Source organism: Tateyamaria sp. syn59 (assembly GCF_007995245.1).
GTDB lineage: Bacteria > Pseudomonadota > Alphaproteobacteria > Rhodobacterales > Rhodobacteraceae > Tateyamaria.
This window is the reverse complement of record NZ_VCBA01000022.1, coordinates 56,095-74,051: the sequence shown is the minus strand read 5'-3', so window position 1 is coordinate 74,051 and position 17,957 is coordinate 56,095. Positions and strand designations below refer to the sequence as shown.

The window sequence follows — 17,957 nt, the reverse complement described above, 5'->3', positions numbered from 1 at the left end:
CCGGTTTAGATTAGTTCCGCCAGCTTGAGCCGCTGAATCTTGCCCGATGGCCCTTTCGGCAATTCGTCTAGAAAGTGGATGCTGTCGGGTGATTTGAACTTACCCAATCGCGCGTGGCACAGTGCAATCAGCGCCGCTTCGGACAGGTCCGATCCCGGCTTCACGCTCACCGCCGCCTCCACCCGCTCCCCATAGCTGGTGCAGGGCCGGGCAAAGGCCGCCGCCTCGATAATGTCCGGCTCGGAATAGAGAACCTCGTCGATCTCGCGCGGCGCGATGTTCTCCCCGCCCTTGATGATCAACTCTTTCAGCCGACCCGTGACAAAGACGTACCCATCCTCGTCGATATGCCCCAGATCGCCCGTGCGCAGCCAGTCGCCCGCGAATGTCTGCGCCGTGGCCTCCGGGTTGTGCAGATACTCCACCATCACATTCGGCCCGCGAATGGCGATCTCCCCCTCCTGCATCGGCGGCGCGTCGGTCAGGTCCGGCGTCAGGATCCGCACCTCATTGCCATAGGCGACACCGGGCGAGCCGATCTTGCGCACACCCGGCGGCAGCGGGTTCGACAGGATCTGCGCCGCTGTCTCGGTCAGCCCCATCGTCTCGATGATCGGCACCCCGAAACGCTCTTCAAACGCCGCCTGCGTCTCAACCGCCAGCGCGGATGAGGCCGACCGCCCAAACCGCAACCGCCCCGCCACTGCGGCACCCGGGTTCGCGTCCCCATGCAGCAGATGACTGATGATCGTCGGCACCACCGAAAACCACGTCACCTCGCCCTTTTCCGCCTGATCCCAGAACTTGCCCGCAGAAAAGCGCGCGGTCATCGCCAGCGACCCGCCCGACACAAGCGAGCCCATCAGCGTCACGCACAGCCCGTTGATGTGGTAGATCGGCAAGACGCAAAACCCACGATCCCCAGGCCCCAGGTCATGCGCAATCGCCGTCGTCCACCCGCCCGCCAGTAGGCTCGCATGGGTATGCACCACCCCCTTGGGCCGCCCCGTCGTGCCCGACGTATACATCAGCAGCGCATGGCCCTCCGGCGCCACATCCGGCAGGTCCGCCCCCTGCCCCAACAGCCGCGGCTCAACCACCGTCAACCGCTCCGGCGCAACGCGCGCAATCGCCTCCCGCTGCCCCTCATGGACAAAGGCAAACCGCGCCCCGCTATGCTCCAACGCATAGCCAATCGCATCCGCCCCCGCGGCCAGATTGATCATCGTGGCCCGAAACCCACCGTAGAGAGCCGCATAAAGCGCCACGACCCCATCCCGCCCGTTGGGATGGACAATGGCCACACTCTCGCCCGCCGCCAAGCCCAGACCCGCAAGCCCACAGGCCGCCGCCCGCGCCTCATCCCGCAGCGCTGCCCACTCCAAAACCTCCCCCGTCTCCGGAAACACAACGGCCACGCCACCCGCCTCTGCACGGGCATCCAGCCAGTCCCGGACCGTACCCCCCGGCGGACGTTCCCGGTCCAGGGTCATTTCCCCGCAACGCCCCAATAATCGGCAAAGATCTCGTCCACCGACGGCTCATCCGCCGCAATCTCCCGCACGATCTTGGTGGTCTGCAGGAAGTGCCGCCAATGCAGGTTGGTGTCGATGGAATTCCCGCCCCACGCGCCACACCCCATAGACAGCGAAAATGGCATACCGTTGGTGAATGACCCACCCGTCGCAAAAGTATGCGCCTGGTTCACGATCACCCGGCTCGTCGGCACCGCCCGCGCCAGCACCATCGCACGGCCCTCATCCGCGGTATGAAGGCCCACCGAATGCCCCGCACCCTGATGCAGCTGGATCTCGGTCGTGATCCGCACCGCATCGTCAAAATCCCGCGCCCGGTACACGCTCAGCACCCGGCTCAGCTTCTCCCCGGACAAGGGATGCTCCGGACCGACCCCGGCTGTCTCCACCGCCACAAACGCCGTCCCCTCGGGCACCTCCCCCGCCAGCCCCAAAGCCTCAACCGTGGCCCCTGCATCCTGCGCAATGGCCGCCGGGTTCAGATGCCCCTTCACCCAAAGCGCATCAACCACCCGCGCCTCATCCGCAACCAGCGCACCCCCCACACGCGCCATCTCCGCCGCAAACGCATCGTAAATGGCATCAACCACCACCACCGCATTCTCCGACGAACAGGAGGTCGCATTGTCGAACGTCTTCGACGCCGCAATCTTCTCCGCCGCCACCGCCAGATCAGCGGTCTCGTCCACGATCACCGCCACATTCCCCGCCCCCACAGCCAGCGCAGGCGTGCCCGAGGTATAGGCGCGCTTCACATTGTTCTGACTGCCGGTGACGACAATCAGATCGGCAGCTTCCAAGAGCCGCTGCGTCCCTTCCTTCGACCCGCGACCGGGGATCATCTGCACCAGATCACGGTCGATCCCCAACTTGTCGAACTCCGCATGGACAAACCCCAACAGCGCCTCACAGGTCGGCACCCCCTTGGGCGACGGCGACAGCACGATAGAATTCCCGCACTTTAAAGCATTGATGATGTTGTTGGCCGGCGTCGCACCGGGATTGGTCGACGGCACGACAGCGCCAATCACCCCCATGGGCCGCGCAACCTCGGTGATACCACTGGCCGGATCGTCACTGATCACACCATGGGTCCGCACCCCCTTGATGTCGCGCATCAACCCCAGCGTCTTGCGATGGTTCTTGGTGATCTTGTCAGGCACATTGCCCAGCCCGGTCGTCTCCACCGCCAGCTCGGCCAAATGCCGGTTGCGCGCAGGCTCCATGATGGCCCAGGCCGCCGCCTGCGCCGCCCGGTCATACAGCGCCTGCGACCCCTCCCGCTCAAACGCGGCCTGCGCTTCACGCGCGCGCGCCACAATGGCATCCACCTCGGCTACGGGATCGTCAGACATCACATCTTCCTGAAACAAAATGGGATGCAGCGCCCACCAACCGGGCGCTGCAAATGTTGATTTAAAGACCTGCAAGCAACTCTTCCAGCGTCGCCTGCCGCGCAGCCCACATCTCGATCACCTCGTCGCGGGTCATGATCGCCATGGGCGACCCACCGGCCTCCATCCGCGATTGCACACGCTTGTTCTCGAACATGGTCGGCACGACCTCGGCCAGACGGTCGATAACCTCCTGCGGCGTGCCTTTCGGCACCATCACACCGCGGAAGTTGACCGACGCATTGTCGATGTCAAACCCCTGCTCCTTCATCGTGGGCACATCGGGCAGGAACGCATTGCGCTCCAGATCAAAGACCCCAAGGATCTTGACGTTGCCCGCCGCCTGCGCGCGGAAGGCGTCTGACAGGTTGTTGACGCCACCCAGCACCTCACCGGCAATCACGGCGCGCATGGCCCCCGCCCCGCCCGCATTGTTGGGGATATAGGCCAGCTTCACACCCGCCGCCTTCTCAAGCTGCAGCGCCGCGATGTGGTGCCCCACAAACAGCCCCGCGCCCGAGAATGTCAGCCCGCCGGGGTTCTCCTTGGCATAGGCGACCACATCCGCCATCGAGTCAAACTCGCTGTCGGCCCCCACGACAAACACCGCCGGGTCCGCGCCCCAGTTCGCAATGGGCTCAAAATCATCGGTGGAGTACGATACGCCCCCCTCGATCGACTGCGCGATGAAATGCGGCACGTTGTACGCCGCCAGCGTATAACCATCGGCCTCCGCCTCGGTCGCGAACCAGTTCCAGCCGACGCGACCGCCCGCACCGGGGCGGTTCAGAATGGCGATGGGCATCCCCAGCGCATCCTCGTTTCCGGCGGTCATCGTCACGATGCGCGCCTGAAAGTCGGTGGCCCCCCCGGCCCCATAGCTGACCATCATCATGATGGGCCGTTCGGGGTAACTCGCGTGCCCATCGGCCAGCGCCGGTCCCGTCATCGCGGCGAGGGCAAGTGCCGCCCCTGCAATCCATTTTCTCATAGTATCCTCCCTAGGGTTAACTCTGCCGCTTCTGCGGTTCAGAATAAGGTTTCACGTGGTGTGAAGACGTTGAGCAGCTGGGCAAACAGCCCATACATGACCAACATGAAGCCCGCCGTGATGGCGATGCGCTTGACCCATGTTTTCAGCTGCGTGTGCGGTGCCGGATCGTACAGCGACACCAGAATGAAAAACGCGATTGTCGTCGCGGTGTAGAACCCAAGCGCCTTGGCCGCCCAGAACACATAGACAAGCGTCACAACCAGCCCCGGCGCCATCTTCAGCATCGCGTCCCCGCTGATCCCGTTGCCGACCTTGGTGCGGCCCAACACGGCCTTGACAAAGGTCCAGATCGCCAGCACCGCAAAGACGGACGAGATCAGGCGCGGAAAGACATACGCCTCCGCAGGTTCCTGCGTATAGCTGATATAGGCGATGGTCACGCCCACGGCGGCGATCAGGCCAGAGGCGATGATATGCTGGCTGCGTGGCAGGCTCGTCATGACATCGCCTCCTCCTTGGCGACGGCGTCGTCCTTGGTCGTGTAGCGGCGCTGCGCGACCTCCATCCAGATCGAATAGCTGACCGACGCCAGCACAATCAGGATCAAAAGCCAGTTCAGCCAGCCGGTAAAGAAATAGCTGCCCATGCCCACCGTCGCGTTGGCGATCATCGACCCTTGGATGAAATTCGCCTCGGCAATCGGCCCAAGGATCAGGCCCAGCACCAGCGGTGCGGCAGAGAAGCCGAAGCGTTCCAGAAAATACATCCCCACGCCAAGGCTCGCCATGACGTAGACGTCGCCCATTGAGTTCTGCACCGAGTAACTGCCAAAGACAGCGAGCCCCAGCACCACCGCCGCCATCACCGCATGGGGCACGCGCGCGACCCGCGCCGCCAGACCCGCGATGTAGAGGCCAAAGATACACATCAGGATCTGCCCGATCAGCATCGAGTCAATGAACGTCCACGCCACCTGCGGGTAGTTCATGAACAGGTCCGGCCCCGGAAAGATCCCGTGGATCAACAGCCCGCCCAGCAGCACCGCCGCCGTGGGTGATCCGGGGATCGACAGCGTGAGCAGCGGCACCAGCGACGGCCCCACCATCGCGTTGTTCGCACTCTCGGCGGCAATCACGCCCTCGCTGTGCCCGGTCCCGAACTTCTCACTCTCCCGGCTGAACTTCTTGGACTGGTCATAGGCGACAAGCCCCGCGATCTGCCCACCCACACCGGGGATCAGCCCGATGATCGTCCCCGTGATCGTCCCGATGAACAGCGCCGTCTTCCGCCGCAACACCTCGACAAAGGCCAGCCGGATCGGATGCCGCTTCACACTGATGATCTCCGCATCATCGCTCGACCGCCCCTTGGTGAACATCGTGATCACCTGCGGAATGGCAAAGAGGCCAATGAGCGCCGGAATGACATTGATCCCCCCGCTCACCGACGGGTGAAAGATAAACCGCTGCGCCCCCATGATGTCGTCAAAGCCAATGGTCGCCAGCCACAGCCCGATACACCCGGCCAGCAGCCCCTTCACCACCGAACTGGAATCGAGCGTGCCAATAACGGTCACACCCAGGATCGCCAACCAGAACAGATGCGACGGCCCAAAGGCCAGCGCCCACTGCGCCAGCACAGGCGTCAGAAAGATCAGCAAGAAGACTCCGAACAGCCCCCCGACAGCCGACGCCAGGAACGAAAGCTGCAACGCCTTCGCCCCCTCCCCCTTCGTCGCCATCGTGTGTCCATCCAGCGTCGTGGCAATATTCGCAGGCGCGCCGGGGATCTTCAGCAGGATCGCACTCACCGCACCCCCCGCCACGGTCGAGGTATAGGCCGCCCCTAGCAGGATCAGCCCCTGCTGCGGCTCCAACTGGAACGTAAACGGAATGAGCAGCGCCACCGCCATCGTCGGCGACAACCCCGGCGTTGCCCCCAGGATCAACCCACCAATGGTGCCCAGCAGCAGCAACCCGAAATTGATGGGCGTGAACACATCGCCCATGTAAAACAGGAAATCCAAAGCGCCCAATTCCTCCCAGCTCAGGCTTGACCCATTACGCTAAGCGATGAAAATAGTTTTGCAAATGTTTTCATAAATGCGCGCGGCGAGGCCCCCAAATGCCTGACAAATCGAAGAAAAAAGTCGACATCGTCACCGTGGCCAAAGCCGCCCGCGTCTCCGCCTCGACCGTCTCGCGCTATTTCAACCACCCCGACCTGCTCAAACCCGCAACGCGCAAGCGCATCGACACCGCCGTGCGCAAAACCGGCTACATCCGCAACCGCGCGGCGCAAACCATCCACGGCATCCGCTCGGGCACCATCGGCGTCCTGATCCCCACGCTCGACCACGCCATCTTTGCCGAGGTCGTGCAGGCGTTCTCGGACGAAGTCGCCGACGCAGGCTTCACCATCCTCCTCGCCTCCCACGGCTACGACCTGCAACGCGAATACGCGATCCTGCGCAAGTTCCTCGAACACCGGGTCGACGGCGTGGTGCTCACCGGCCTCGACCACGACGAAGCGGTCTTCCAGCTCCTCGACCAGCAACAGATCCCCTCGGTCCTGATCTGGAACTACGCCGCACACTCCCGCTACCCCTCCATCGGGGCCGACAACGAACTGGCGGGCCGCATGATCGCCGACCACGTCCTGTCGCTGGGCCACCGCCGCATCGCAGTCATGTTCCCGCCCACCCAGGGCAACGACCGGGCGCAGGCCCGGCGCGACATCGTCCTCGAAACACTGGCGCAAGCAGGCGTCACCGTGCCAGAGGACTGGTCCCTCACAACCGTCTACAGCATCTCGGAATCAAAACAGGACGCGCAGGCCCTGTTTGCCCAGCCAGACCGGCCCACCGCGCTCATCTGCGGCAACGACGTGCTGGCCTCCGGCGCGCTCTACGCCGCCCACGCCACCGGGCTCTCTGTCCCCCATGACATCTCAATCGTCGGCATCGGCGACTTCAAAGGATCCGCCGACATCGAGCCGCCCCTGACCACCGTGCGCCTGCCCGCAAGGCGCATCGGGCAAGAGGCGGGACAGGCTCTAACACAGGCGATTATCGACCCTACAGCCGCCCAAGGGCACAGCCTGCACGTCGCCCCGATCCTGATGCAGCGCCAGTCGGCCCGCGCCCTGCCCTAGCCCGAGCCCTCGCGAAACTTCGCATACAGCCGGTCCAAATTCTCAGCCAGGTAGTCGCCAAAGGCCGCCCCATCGGTCGAGGTCAGCGAAATGCTGTAGGCGCGCCCGCTGCGCCCCACCACACCCTTGATACGCCCCTCTCCTGCCGTCCAGGTGCGCTTCGGCGCCACGGTGCGCGCCCGCTTGCGCTTGGGCAGTGTCCCGGCCTCGACGACCTTCGCCTGCATCAGCTCGAACCGCATATCGCTGTCGAGGGTCTGAAACCCGTCCGTCCGCGCGATGCGCAGTGCAATGCCCTGATTGGCCTCATCCGCCATCAGCTTCTTGAACTCTTCCCAGCGATCCCGCCCGATCTGCTTGGCGGGGCCAATGGCCTGCACGATCACGTCGGGCACGGTCTGCGCCACCGACAGCATCCGCGACAGCCGGCTCGCATCCACGGTCAGCGCCTGCTGGATCACCTCCCGCTCCTGCCCCAGATCGGCGAGGTTCTTGGCAAATTGCGCCTTCTCGATAAACGACAGATCGGCGCGCGCCGTGTTCTCCTGCCCCTGCGCCAGCACATGGCCCACATCGTCCAGATCCTTGACGACAGCGCGCACAGACCGGCCCAGATCGCGCGCCACGCGCACCCGGCGGTGGCCAAAGACCACCATGTACCGCCCTGCCGCATCCGGGTGCGGACGCAGCAGCACAGGCGTGTCCTGCCCGCTCGCTTTGATCGACGCCTTCAGATCGTCAAACGCCTCATCATCCCCGCTTAACCTGTCACTCACAAAGGACACATCGACCAGATCGGGATCAATCTCGACAATCGTTTCGCCTTCCATCAGGCGCTTCGAATTCTCGGCAAGATTGTCAATCGACACCTTCATCGACTTCGACGCGCCGCGCATGGCGTAGGTCGACCGCCCTGCCCCGCTCGGCGTGTCGGTCGGTTGCCCGATCACGGATTTCAACAGGTCTTTTCGCGCCATGTCATCCTCCTAGTCTCACGGCAGGTCACGCCCCCAGGCCTCATGCACCAGCCCCGCAATCTCGTCATTCACCGCGTTCAGCGACCCCATCGCCCGGTCATAGGTCGCGCGCACGAACTGCCCGCGCTCAACCTCGTAAAGCGTCTGTTTCGTAATCCCCGCATCCGAAATGGCCGTCGACTTGACCATCTGCGCTTCCAGCATCTGCTCCGGGAACATCGCCTGCAGGAACCCGACCATCTGCTTTTGCGGCCCGTCCGTCGGCTCGAACCGCGTCACCAGATAGCGGAACCATTGCAGCCGCATCTCCGCCCCGGCTTCGCGAATGGTCTGCAGGATACCGCCCAGCATCAACAGGAACTGACTCATCGACATCACATCCAGCATTTGCGGATGCACCGTGATCAGCACCGAACTCGACGCTGTCAGGGCCGTCAGGGTCAGATACCCAAGCTGCGGCGGGCAGTCGATGACCACGATGTCATACTGGTCCTCCACCTCCTCCAGCGCCTTCGAGATGCGGGTAAAGAACGTCCGCCCCTCCGTCGGGTCGCTGCTGGTCAGCGCGACAGGCGTGTCATACTCGTATTCCTGCAAGTCGAGGCTCGCAGGCACAATATCGAGGTTCGGGAAATTCGTGGGCCGGATCACCGCACTGATCGGCTGGCGCTCATCGTCGTAGCGCAGCGTCTCGTACAGCGACGAAACAGAGTCTAACTCAGGCTGAATCCCGTGCAGCGCCGTCAACGACGCCTGCGGGTCCAGGTCCACCGCCAGCACCCGATGCCCCTTCAGCGCCAGATGCTGCGCCAGATGCGCCGCCGTCGTCGTCTTGCCGCTGCCACCCTTGAAGTTCACGACCGAGATCACGTGCAGCTCTTCGCCCGCGCTCCGGTGCGGCACATACCGCCGCTTGCCCGGCCGCCCATGCGCATCAAGGTATCGGCGCAACTCCAGCATCTGCTCGGCGGTATAGGACCGACGCCCCGACGGCGAGGTTTCAGGTTCCGGCCCCTTACCCTCCAGATGCAGCTTTTTGATCGTGGATTGCGTGACGCCGAGGAAATACGCCACCTCCGCCAGCGAGAACGACCGTAGCCCCTTTTGCGCGTTCGGCGGATACTGTTCCTGCCGCAGAATGTTCAGCCTGTCCGAGATCAACTCACCTTGGCGCAGGATGATCTCATCAAAGGGCAATTCGACTGTATCAGTCTCTAACAAGGGGTTTCCCATGCTGCCGCCTCATGTAATATCGCTTTTTGCGCGATTTGTGCTCTTGAACTGTGAATACCGCGGCAGAGGGTTATCCACAACAGTTTTCTATGGCACATAAGCGGGACAGCGTCGTCGGAACGGACGGTTAAGAAACGGCAAATACACCGTACCGCATTGTTTCCAAAGGCGTAATCCCATTTGCACGGCTGTCAAAAGCCTCACCCGGCCCGCGCCACCCGCTCCGAAAGCGCCACATTCACCGCCCGCGCAATGATCCGCTCCTCATCCGTCGGAATAACCATCACCCGCGTCGCTCCAGCCCCTATCTCGCGATCATTCCGAAGGTTGGCCTCCGCATCAACCGAAATCCCCAGATACTCCAACCCCTCCGAAATCCGCGCCCGGATTACGGCGGCATTCTCCCCGATCCCCCCACAGAAAACCAGCGCATCAATCCCGCCCAGCACAGCCGTCAAAGCCCCAATCTCCCGTCTTGCCCGGAACACATAGTAATCAATTGCCTCCCCCGCCTCAGGCTTCTCCGACCCCAGCAAAGTCCGCATGTCACTGGTCAGTCCCGACAGCCCCAAAAGCCCACTCTCCTTGTAAAGCATCGCCAGCACATCCTCCGGCGCCATCCCCCGCTGCTCGATCAGATACAGCACCGCCCCCGGATCAATCTGCCCGCAGCGCGTGCCCATCGGCAGCCCGTCGAGCGCCGAAAACCCCATGCTCGACCCCACGCTTTTCCCGGCTCTGACAGCACACATCGACGCCCCGTTTCCCAAGTGCGCAATGATCAATTTCTTCTTGTGCAACTCAGGATCTTCCACCGCGATCACGCCGGTGATGTAGTCGTAACTCAGCCCGTGAAACCCATACCGCCGCACCCCCTCATGGTAGAAATTCCGAGGCAGCGCGAAGGTGTCGTTGACCCACGGATGCCCCCGGTGAAAGGCCGTATCAAAACACCCCACCTGCACCGCGTCCGGGAAGGCCGCCCGCGCCGCCTCGACCCCCGCCAGATTGTGGGGCTGGTGCAGCGGCGCGAGGGGCGAGAACTCGGCCAGCGCGGTCAGCACGTCGGGCGTCAGGACCATGGGCTCCGCGTATTTCGGCCCACCATGAACGATGCGGTGCCCGACCCCTGAGATGGTCAGGCATGACATGTGCGGGTGGAGGGCGAGGATGACCTGTTCCAGAGCATCCGTGTGGGTCGGGGCGTTGATGGTTTGGGTAGTTTTCTCGACCACCAGATGGGCTTCTGGACCCAGCCCGTCGACCTGGCCGGTGAGCAGCATCTCGGGTTCCGGGGCGTCGCGGTAGAGGCCGAATTTCAGCGAGGAGGAGCCGGTGTTCAGCGTCAGGATTGCGCGGCTCATCGGGCCAAAGCTCCGCTGAAAAGCGAGGCAATCGCGGCGGAGGCGACGCGGGTGCGGCGGTCGTCGGCGCGGCTGGTCAGGATGATGGGGACCTGTGCCCCCAGCACGATCCCGGCGCCCTCGGCGCCTGCGAGATACATAAGCTGCTTGGCGATCATGTTGCCGGCTTCGAGGTCGGGGGCGACGAGGATGTCGGCCTGTCCGGCGACGGGTGAGGTTATGCCTTTGCTGGCCACCGCGCGCATGGAAATGGCGTTGTCGAAGGCAAGGGGGCCGTCGAGGACGCCGCCTTTGATCTGGCCACGGTCGGCCATCTTGCAGAGGGCGCCAGCCTCGACCGTGGACTGCATCCGGGGGGTGATGGTTTCGACGGCTGACAGCAGCGCCACTTTGGGCATGTCGATGCCGAGGGCGTGGGCGAGGTCGATGGCGTTCTGGACGATGTCGGCCTTGGTCTGAAGATCGGGCGCAATGTTGATCGCGGCGTCGGTGATTAGGAGCGGCTTGGGGTAGGTGGGGACGTCCATGACGTAGACGTGGCTCATCCGTCGTTCACTGCGCAGACCGGTCGCCTTGGAGACCACGGCGGACATGATTTCGTCGGTGTGAAGGGCGCCTTTCATCAGCGCCTTTGCACGGCCCTCGCGGACCAGGGCGACGGCCTGTTCGGCGGAGGCGTGGCTGTGGGGGGTGTCGATGATGTCGAGGCCCGAGAGGTCGAGCCCTTCGGCCTCAGCCACGGCGCGGATCCGAGGCTCCGGACCGACAAGAAGGGGGGCGATCAGGCCCTGGGAAACTGTGTCTAACGCTGCGGTTAGAGACGTTGCATCGCAGGGATGCACGACGGCTGTGGGCAGGGCAGGGTGCTTGCGCGCAGCCTCGAGCAGACGGTCATGGTTCGCGCCGCGGCGGTGCATGACGAGGTCGGGCATGACAACGCGGGGGCGCCTGATCTTTTCCGTTGGGGCCAGAACGACCGCCTGCCCGGTGATCACAGGCTTACCGTCGCCGTTGGTACACACGCAGTCAAGCGTCAGACGCTTTTTCTCGGCGTGTTTTTCGGTGACCGTCACTCGCACCGTTACCGTATCACCAATACCCACGGGTTTCAGAAATTTCAGGCTTTGATCCAGATAAATCGTGCCCGGTCCGGGCAGTTGGGTGCCAAGCACGGTCGAGATCAGGGCGCCGCCCCACATGCCGTGGGCGATGACTTTGTGAAAGACCTCTTCCTGCGCAAACTCCGCGTCCACATGGGCCGGATTCACATCGCCAGACACGACGGCAAAGGCGTCGATGTCCTGGGCGGTGAGGGTGCGCACCAACTCGGCGCTGTCGCCCACGGCGATGTCGTCGAAGGGTCGGTTTTCGATGAAGCCCATGCTTGGGTTGAGATCAGACGACATGGTGTCCTCCGTCGATATAGGCGGTGTTTCCAGTGACGGAGCGGGCAAAGTCCGAGACGAGGCAGGCGGCCATCGCGCCGACCTCATCTATGGTGGTGAGCTGGTGCAGCGGCGCGCGGGTTTTGGCGTCGTCGATCAGCGCGTCGAAATGGTCGATGCCGGAGGCCGCGCGGGTTTGCAGGGGGCCGGGGGACATGGCGTTCACGCGGATGTTTTTGGGGCCCAGTTCAACGGCGAGATAGCGCGTCGTGGCCTCCAAAGCGGCCTTGACCGGGCCCATGATGTTGTAATTGTCCACGACCCGTTCGGCGCCGTGATAGGACACGGTGAGGATGGTGCCCCCCTCGGTCATCAGCGTTTCGGCACGCCGGGCGAGCCGGATCAGGGAGTGGACAGAGACATCCATGGCGATCCCGAACCCGTCCTTAGAGCAGTCCACGACCCGGCCGTGCAGATCATCGCGCGGGCAATAGGCGATGGAGTGCACCAGAAAGTCGAGCCGCCCCCAGCGGGCCCTGATGGCCTCGAACACTGCGTCGATCTGGGCGTCATCGGTGACGTCGAGGGGCAAGAACAGATCGGCCTCGACCGCGTCGGCGACGGGGGCGACAAATTTTCGGGACTTTTCGGTCTGGTAGGTCAGTGCGAGATCGGCACCGGAGGCATGAAAGGCGCGGGCACAGCCCGCAGCGATGGAGTGGTCATTGGCCACGCCGACGACGAGCCCCTTTTTTCCAGCAAGGAACTCAGTTTTGGGCAACATATCCTACTCCATTTTGACATAGGTTCCCGGCGCGTCCTCCAGCGTGCCGCTCATTTTCGGGGGTGCGATCCTGTCGCTTGACTGCTCTGCCAGCCACGTGGTCCAGGCAGGCCACCAGCTGCCCTGATGCATCTCGGCCACCTGCATCCAATCCTCCGGCGTGAGGGTGTTTTCATCGTCGCGGATGGTGTGCAGTCGGTAGTGGCGGCGGTTGTGGCCGGGTTTGGATATGACCCCGGCATTGTGCCCGCCATTGGTCAGGGCAAAGGTCACGTCGGCATGGCCCAGATCGTGGATCTTGAACACCGATTTCCACGGCGCGATGTGGTCGGTTTCGGTGCCCACGCCAAAGATCGGCGCGCGGATGTCGCGCAGGGAGACCGCGCGCCCGTCCACCTGGTAGCGCCCGGCGGCCAGATCGTTGTTCAGGAACATCTGGCGCAGGTATTCGGAGTGCATCCGCGCGGGCATGCGCGTGCTGTCGGCGTTCCAGGACATGAGATCGTTCATCTCAGCCTCGCCTTCGCCCATCAGGTAGCGGCGGATCATTTGCGACCAGATCAAGTCGTTTGAGCGCAGCATCTGGAAGGCGCTCATCATCTGGTTGGCTTCGAGGCAGCCCTGTTCGGCCATGACGTCTTCGAGCACGGCGACCTGGCTTTCGTTGATGAACAGTGTCAGTTCGCCCGCCTCGGTGAAGTCGGTTTGGGCGGCGAGGAGGGTGAGGCTGGCCAGTCGTGTGTCACCGTCGCGGGCCATCTGCGCGGCGGCAATGGACATGAGCGTGCCGCCGAGGCAGTAGCCGGTGGCGTGGACCCGTTCGGCGCCGGTGGTTTGGCAGATGTGGTCCAGTGCCGTCATCGGCCCCTGTTTCAGGTAGTCCATCATGCCGAGATGCGCGTCGGTCGCATCGGGATTGCGCCAGGAGATCGCAAAGACCGTAAAGCCCTGTTCCGTGAGGTAGCGGATCATCGAATTGTCGGGGCTGAGGTCGAGGATGTAGTATTTCATGATCCAGGCGGGCACCATGAGGATCGGTTCCCGATGTACCGTGTCCGTTGTGGGCGCGTATTGGATCAGTTCCATCAGGTGGGTGCGCAGGACAACCTTGCCCGGTGTGACGGCCACGTCCTTGCCGACGGTTTTGGTGGGCGCCTTGCGGATGCGGTGCGCTGCATTCTGGGCATCGGCGAAGGCGTGAAAGGCCCCCTCAATCAGGTTTTGGCCACCGGTTTCGGCGGTGCGTTTGAGCGCCTCGGGATTGGTGGCGAGGAAGTTGCTGGGTGCCAGGGCGTCGAGCATCTGGCGGACCGTGAACGTCATGGCGGCGTCGTGCGCGGGCGTCAGGCCGGGGATGTCTGAGGTTGCGGTGTTGTAGAAGTCTTCGGTCAGCAGGAACGCTTGTGCCCAGGCGGCGTAGGGCGGTTTGGACCAGAGCGGGTCGCGGAAGCGGCGGTCGGTTTTCTTGGGCTGTGCGGGCCAGTGGTCGGGGTCCGCTGGGCACCCCTTGGCCATGAAGGTGAGCCAGTTGGTCCAGTTTTGCTGGGCCTCGCGGGCGAGGGCGAGTTGTTTGTCGGGGGACGTGCCGAGGTGCACGGCCCAGTCGGTCCACATGGTGATGGCGGAAGCGGGGGAGGCGCCCATGGTCATCGAGGACAGGAGCTTGCGGATCGGGTGATCGTCGCCTGTGCTGCCGGATTTGGGGTCGTGCTGCAGGTCCTTCATTATGCGCCTCCGGCTGCTGGTCTCGTCGGAGGTAGGGATGGGGGCTTAGCATCACAAGCGTACGACTGCCGAGGCGTTCGGCGGAAAATTGCCATCCCTCTGCAGGCGTGGGGTTTGGGCGCGTTATCGGTACTTCGGGAACGCTTGAGTTTGCAATGGAGGGCTGTTTTCTCAGCAAAATTCCGTCGGATGATGCAAGGGAACAGTCTCTGATAAAGGGGATTTGGTTATTTCTGTTAGAAATATGGTTAGGTTTGTTAGGGTGTTATGCCTGAGAGAAGGTTTAGGGAAATCAGGTGTTTGGATGTATTTGCCGTTCCTGATGTACCGAACATGCGTTCCTGTTGTACCGAAGTTGCGTTCTTGATGTACCGAAGGGGGTGTTCCTGAAGTACCGAACGGATGTTCCTGATGTACCGAGTCACCAGATCGGGTTGGCTTCGATGTACTTCTTGGCGAAGGCGCGGAAGGCGGCGTTAGGGTTTTTAACCGGTTCGTCTCTGGTCATGGCCCAGTCCTGCCACGCGTTGAGGATGTACTGGATGTCATATTCGGGATTGGCGTGCTTGATGTCGGTCAGCACCGAGTGGGCGACGTCAAGGTTGAGCGTTGTCGGTACATCGGGAACGCCTTGGTCGTCGAATTTGGGCTGGAAGCGGACGAGGGCCTGCTTGCCCTTGGGCTTGAACGGGGTGGAGACGGAGGCGGGGTCCACGATCTGGACGTGGTAGTCGGGGATGGTGCCTGCCTCGCAAATCTCGTTGATGCGGAACTTGAATTTCCGTTCGGTGTCGATGGAGCCGCATTTTTCCGCGAGCCGCTTGATGCCGATGTACCATTCAGGCTGGCGGCCCACGTGTTTGCGGGCGAGTTCATAGAGCCGACGCTCTAACCCCTTGGACAGACGGAAGTAATCGCGGTTGATGGTCAACACGCGCCGATCTTTGACGATGGCGTTGAACATCCAGCGGTTCATGGTGACTTCGACCGCGCCCATGACCTTTTGCCCGCGCCGGTTGGTGCGTTCGATAACGCGCCAATCCTCGATCCAGCCGAAACCGCGGCGTTCGCGTTCGTCGCCTGCGGTGATGTTCGTGAGGATGTTGGTGGAGCGGAGGCGGTCGAGGGCGTCGAGGAACAGCTCGTAGGCGCGTTTGCCGGAACTGCGGCCCGTGACCTTGAGGAAGTCGTAGGCGGAGAAGGTGATCGTGCGGTCCTGGATCGTGCTGGTGGCGTCGGCGTCGAAGCGGCCGTTTTCGATGCGTTCGTTCACCAGCGAGGTGAGGTAGATCAGGATGTCCTTGTCCCAGATGGTGGCGATGCCCTTGTGGCCCGGCTGGATCTCGATCTTCACCACGCCGTCATCGAAGATGAAGGGGGTCATGCGGGGCCGTTTTTGCAGGGAGAAGAACGGAAACTCCATCAGCGCACGCTCGTCCTTGACGGGCGCATCGGCGAGCTGGTCGAGGAAGAGGTCCACTTGTTTGTCTGACACGTCCGTTCCCGATGTACCGAATCTGATGTGTTCCCGTTATACCGAGTTTTCTGTTCCCGATGTACCGATATTTTCAAGATATTGTTGTGGCGGTGATTTTTGGCACAAGGCGGCTAGGGCGGCGCGCAGGTCTCCCCAAGAGGTTGCGTTCAAGATATCTGCGTCCGCGCCGCCGCCATCGGGCACTTTTTTCAACCTCTGTTTGAACCGTTTCCCGCGTTTGCACGACCCATAAGCAATCCGGCCTGTTGGTCGATCCGCAAACACCAATGCATGAGGGCAATAGACATGGAAACGACATCGAACGAGAAAATCCAAGGCGGCCGCGTGTTGGGCGGCCCGCTTGCGCTGGTCACTCCGGACCAATCCCGCGCGAAAGAGGCACCGGTGGACCGGTCAGCCCTGGTTGGGTCGCAACGGTTCGCGCTGGCCATTGAGGAGGCCCGACGCGCGATGTCGCTGGCACCGTGGATGCAATACAGCGCCAATCCGGAACAGGAACGGGCTGCTGCCGAGCGACAGCTTAAGCACCAGATCGCTGCGGCGCTGGATCAGGGATTTGTCCTGCATGACCCCTATTTCCCGGAGTTTGCGCGCCTTGATAAGCACAATCAGTTCGGGTTGGTGAACCCGGACAACCTGTACTTTCTGGCGACTATCGAAACACCCGGAACCTATGTGATCCACGGCAAACGCGGGACCAGCGCGGATTTGCAGATTCAGGTTGGCGCGGGTGATCCGGGCTTTAACGAAAACCTGACAAGCCCGATCCCTGTCGATGAAATGGACCGGAGCGACCTGTCGGTCAAACGGAACGGCGAGTTCACCATCCTGATCAGTGACACCGAGCCGTGCGACCTGAAGATCGGTGAAAACTGGCTGTGCAACACGAAAATCACGCCGAAAGGGAAGCTGCGTGCAAACAGCATCCTGATCCGGGAAAGCCTGATGGATTGGGACACGGAAACGGGCGGCACGTGGCGCATTGAACGGCTGGACACTGTCGGGACACCGAACCCGCTGCCCACGCCTGCGCTTGTGGACCAGCAATACGATCGGGCGGCGCGGTATTTGACCAACTCTGTCAGAGGCTGGATCAAATTTGTCGAGCAACTCAGGGTCACTTTGCCCGCAAATCATATGAGCCCGACGCGCAAAACCGGTCAGGGTCTGCCCGGGCAGTTTAACTCTGCCGGTCATTTCCAGATGAGCGATGACACGGCCATTCTGATCACAGTGGACGCGTCCGACGCCCGGTATCATGGCATTCAACTGGGTGATCTGTGGTTCAACGCGCTTGATTTTCGGCGCCGGCAAACGAGCCTGACAACCAAGCAGGCGTACCAGAGCGAGGACGACAAGTACCGCTTTGTGATCAGTGCGAAGGATCCCGGATTTGAAAACTGGCTGGACCCGGCGGGTGCCTCGACGGCCTTTGTCTTCATGCGCTGGCAGGGCATTCCGCACTGTCCCAATGAAGAACCTGAGACACCAAGCACCCCGGAACGGGAGGTTCTGACCTTTGATCAGCTTGCCAAAAGGCTGGAATGCGAACCTGATTTTTCGCCGGAGCAGCGCAAGGAACAACTCGCTGCGCGACATGAGAGTGCGCTGAGGATTCCACGCGGGTTCTGAGGGTCTTTGGAATAGCGCGCCGGGTTCGCAGGACGGTTGCGAACCCGGCTTTGTGTGATGTTTTGATCAAGGGTTTTGCGGGCATGGGGCATCGTGTTCGCAAAGCCGCCGGTCAGTGCGCTCGAAGCGGGTGCGCTGCGATTTGGGTGTTTGGACCCGTGTCATCCCAGCAGACGCCGACGGTGTTTCGCCCGTGCCTGCAGTTGACGCTGCGGCAAGTTTGAGCGGAACGCGCAGTGAGTTGACGCAGGTCAATTGCCCCCCGTTCCCCTTGCCTAGAGTG

The 17,957-nt window shown here is 62.5% G+C and carries 14 protein-coding genes; 2 read left to right on the top strand and 12 right to left on the bottom strand.

Annotation, left to right across the window (positions count from 1 at the left end):
- Positions 1–5 precede the first annotated feature (5 nt).
- The 5 genes from FD715_RS21530 to FD715_RS21510 all read right to left on the bottom strand — a co-directional run bounded on the left by FD715_RS21530 (position 6) and on the right by FD715_RS21510 (position 5,931).
- The gene (locus FD715_RS21530; protein WP_147115065.1) at positions 6–1,493 is read right to left on the bottom strand and encodes an AMP-binding protein; all 1,488 of its coding nucleotides are present in this window, start codon (positions 1,491–1,493) and stop codon (positions 6–8) included.
- The gene (locus FD715_RS21525) at positions 1,490–2,890 is read right to left on the bottom strand and encodes an aldehyde dehydrogenase family protein (protein WP_189799599.1); all 1,401 of its coding nucleotides are present in this window, start codon (positions 2,888–2,890) and stop codon (positions 1,490–1,492) included. Before FD715_RS21525 ends, FD715_RS21530 begins: the two co-directional genes overlap by 4 nt.
- 61 nt (positions 2,891–2,951) lie before the next feature.
- On the bottom strand, positions 2,952–3,920 hold the full coding sequence (locus tag FD715_RS21520; RefSeq protein WP_147115062.1) for a tripartite tricarboxylate transporter substrate binding protein: 969 nt from the start codon (positions 3,918–3,920) through the stop codon (positions 2,952–2,954).
- 38 nt (positions 3,921–3,958) lie between these two features.
- A complete protein-coding gene (locus FD715_RS21515) occupies positions 3,959–4,423 on the bottom strand; it encodes a tripartite tricarboxylate transporter TctB family protein (RefSeq protein ID WP_147115059.1) in 465 nt (154 codons plus the stop codon).
- Complete coding sequence (locus tag FD715_RS21510; protein ID WP_370455443.1) at positions 4,420–5,931, bottom strand: tripartite tricarboxylate transporter permease; 1,512 nt, start codon at positions 5,929–5,931, stop codon at positions 4,420–4,422. The genes FD715_RS21515 and FD715_RS21510 overlap by 4 nt, the downstream gene beginning before the upstream one ends.
- A gap of 116 nt (positions 5,932–6,047) precedes the next feature.
- On the opposite strand from FD715_RS21510, the gene FD715_RS21505 reads away from it, so the two are divergent.
- Positions 6,048–7,076, top strand: a complete 1,029-nt coding sequence (locus tag FD715_RS21505; protein ID WP_147115053.1) for a substrate-binding domain-containing protein — start codon at positions 6,048–6,050, stop codon at positions 7,074–7,076.
- On the opposite strand, the gene repB is transcribed toward FD715_RS21505, so the two are convergent.
- The 7 genes from repB to FD715_RS21470 all read right to left on the bottom strand — a co-directional run bounded on the left by repB (position 7,073) and on the right by FD715_RS21470 (position 16,039).
- Positions 7,073–8,053: a plasmid partitioning protein RepB gene (gene repB / locus FD715_RS21500; RefSeq protein ID WP_147115050.1), complete on the bottom strand. Its 981-nt coding sequence runs from the start codon at positions 8,051–8,053 to the stop codon at positions 7,073–7,075. The two genes, FD715_RS21505 and repB, sit on opposite strands and share 4 nt — an antisense overlap.
- Positions 8,054–8,068: 15 nt before the next feature.
- The gene (gene repA / locus FD715_RS21495) at positions 8,069–9,286 is read right to left on the bottom strand and encodes a plasmid partitioning protein RepA (RefSeq protein WP_147115047.1); all 1,218 of its coding nucleotides are present in this window, start codon (positions 9,284–9,286) and stop codon (positions 8,069–8,071) included.
- A gap of 200 nt (positions 9,287–9,486) precedes the next feature.
- Entirely contained in the window at positions 9,487–10,650 is a 1,164-nt protein-coding gene (locus FD715_RS21490; protein WP_147115044.1) for an acetate/propionate family kinase, read from the bottom strand.
- A complete protein-coding gene (locus FD715_RS21485) occupies positions 10,647–12,056 on the bottom strand; it encodes a bifunctional enoyl-CoA hydratase/phosphate acetyltransferase (protein ID WP_223275030.1) in 1,410 nt (469 codons plus the stop codon). Before FD715_RS21485 ends, FD715_RS21490 begins: the two co-directional genes overlap by 4 nt.
- Complete coding sequence (fabI, locus tag FD715_RS21480; RefSeq protein WP_147115041.1) at positions 12,046–12,819, bottom strand: enoyl-ACP reductase FabI; 774 nt, start codon at positions 12,817–12,819, stop codon at positions 12,046–12,048. The genes FD715_RS21485 and fabI overlap by 11 nt, the downstream gene beginning before the upstream one ends.
- A 3-nt stretch (positions 12,820–12,822) precedes the next feature.
- Positions 12,823–14,544: an alpha/beta hydrolase gene (locus tag FD715_RS21475; RefSeq protein ID WP_147115038.1), complete on the bottom strand. Its 1,722-nt coding sequence runs from the start codon at positions 14,542–14,544 to the stop codon at positions 12,823–12,825.
- A gap of 421 nt (positions 14,545–14,965) precedes the next feature.
- On the bottom strand, positions 14,966–16,039 hold the full coding sequence (locus tag FD715_RS21470) for a replication initiator protein A (RefSeq protein ID WP_147115035.1): 1,074 nt from the start codon (positions 16,037–16,039) through the stop codon (positions 14,966–14,968).
- A 288-nt stretch (positions 16,040–16,327) separates the two neighbouring features.
- On the opposite strand from FD715_RS21470, the gene FD715_RS21465 reads away from it, so the two are divergent.
- Positions 16,328–17,674 carry a hypothetical protein gene (locus tag FD715_RS21465; RefSeq protein WP_147115033.1) on the top strand — a complete coding sequence of 449 codons (1,347 nt, stop codon included), beginning with the start codon at positions 16,328–16,330 and terminating at the stop codon, positions 17,672–17,674.
- Positions 17,675–17,957 lie beyond the last annotated feature (283 nt).

Excerpts from the sequence above, each read along its gene's own strand:
- FD715_RS21490 (WP_147115044.1), bottom strand. The coding sequence starts at position 10,650 with ATGAGCCGCGCAATCCTGACGCTGAACACCGGCTCCTCCTCGCTGAAA.
- repB (WP_147115050.1), bottom strand. The coding sequence starts at position 8,053 with ATGGCGCGAAAAGACCTGTTGAAATCCGTGATCGGGCAACCGACCGAC.
- FD715_RS21530 (WP_147115065.1), bottom strand. The coding sequence starts at position 1,493 with ATGACCCTGGACCGGGAACGTCCGCCGGGGGGTACGGTCCGGGACTGG.
- FD715_RS21465 (WP_147115033.1), top strand. The coding sequence starts at position 16,328 with ATGGAAACGACATCGAACGAGAAAATCCAAGGCGGCCGCGTGTTGGGC.
- FD715_RS21525 (WP_189799599.1), bottom strand. The coding sequence starts at position 2,890 with ATGTCTGACGATCCCGTAGCCGAGGTGGATGCCATTGTGGCGCGCGCG.
- FD715_RS21475 (WP_147115038.1), bottom strand. The coding sequence starts at position 14,544 with ATGAAGGACCTGCAGCACGACCCCAAATCCGGCAGCACAGGCGACGAT.
- FD715_RS21485 (WP_223275030.1), bottom strand. The coding sequence starts at position 12,056 with ATGTCGTCTGATCTCAACCCAAGCATGGGCTTCATCGAAAACCGACCC.
- repA (WP_147115047.1), bottom strand. The coding sequence starts at position 9,286 with ATGGGAAACCCCTTGTTAGAGACTGATACAGTCGAATTGCCCTTTGAT.
- FD715_RS21505 (WP_147115053.1), top strand. The coding sequence starts at position 6,048 with ATGCCTGACAAATCGAAGAAAAAAGTCGACATCGTCACCGTGGCCAAA.
- FD715_RS21515 (WP_147115059.1), bottom strand. The coding sequence starts at position 4,423 with ATGACGAGCCTGCCACGCAGCCAGCATATCATCGCCTCTGGCCTGATC.
- fabI (WP_147115041.1), bottom strand. The coding sequence starts at position 12,819 with ATGTTGCCCAAAACTGAGTTCCTTGCTGGAAAAAAGGGGCTCGTCGTC.
- FD715_RS21510 (WP_370455443.1), bottom strand. The coding sequence starts at position 5,931 with ATGGGCGATGTGTTCACGCCCATCAATTTCGGGTTGCTGCTGCTGGGC.
- FD715_RS21520 (WP_147115062.1), bottom strand. The coding sequence starts at position 3,920 with ATGAGAAAATGGATTGCAGGGGCGGCACTTGCCCTCGCCGCGATGACG.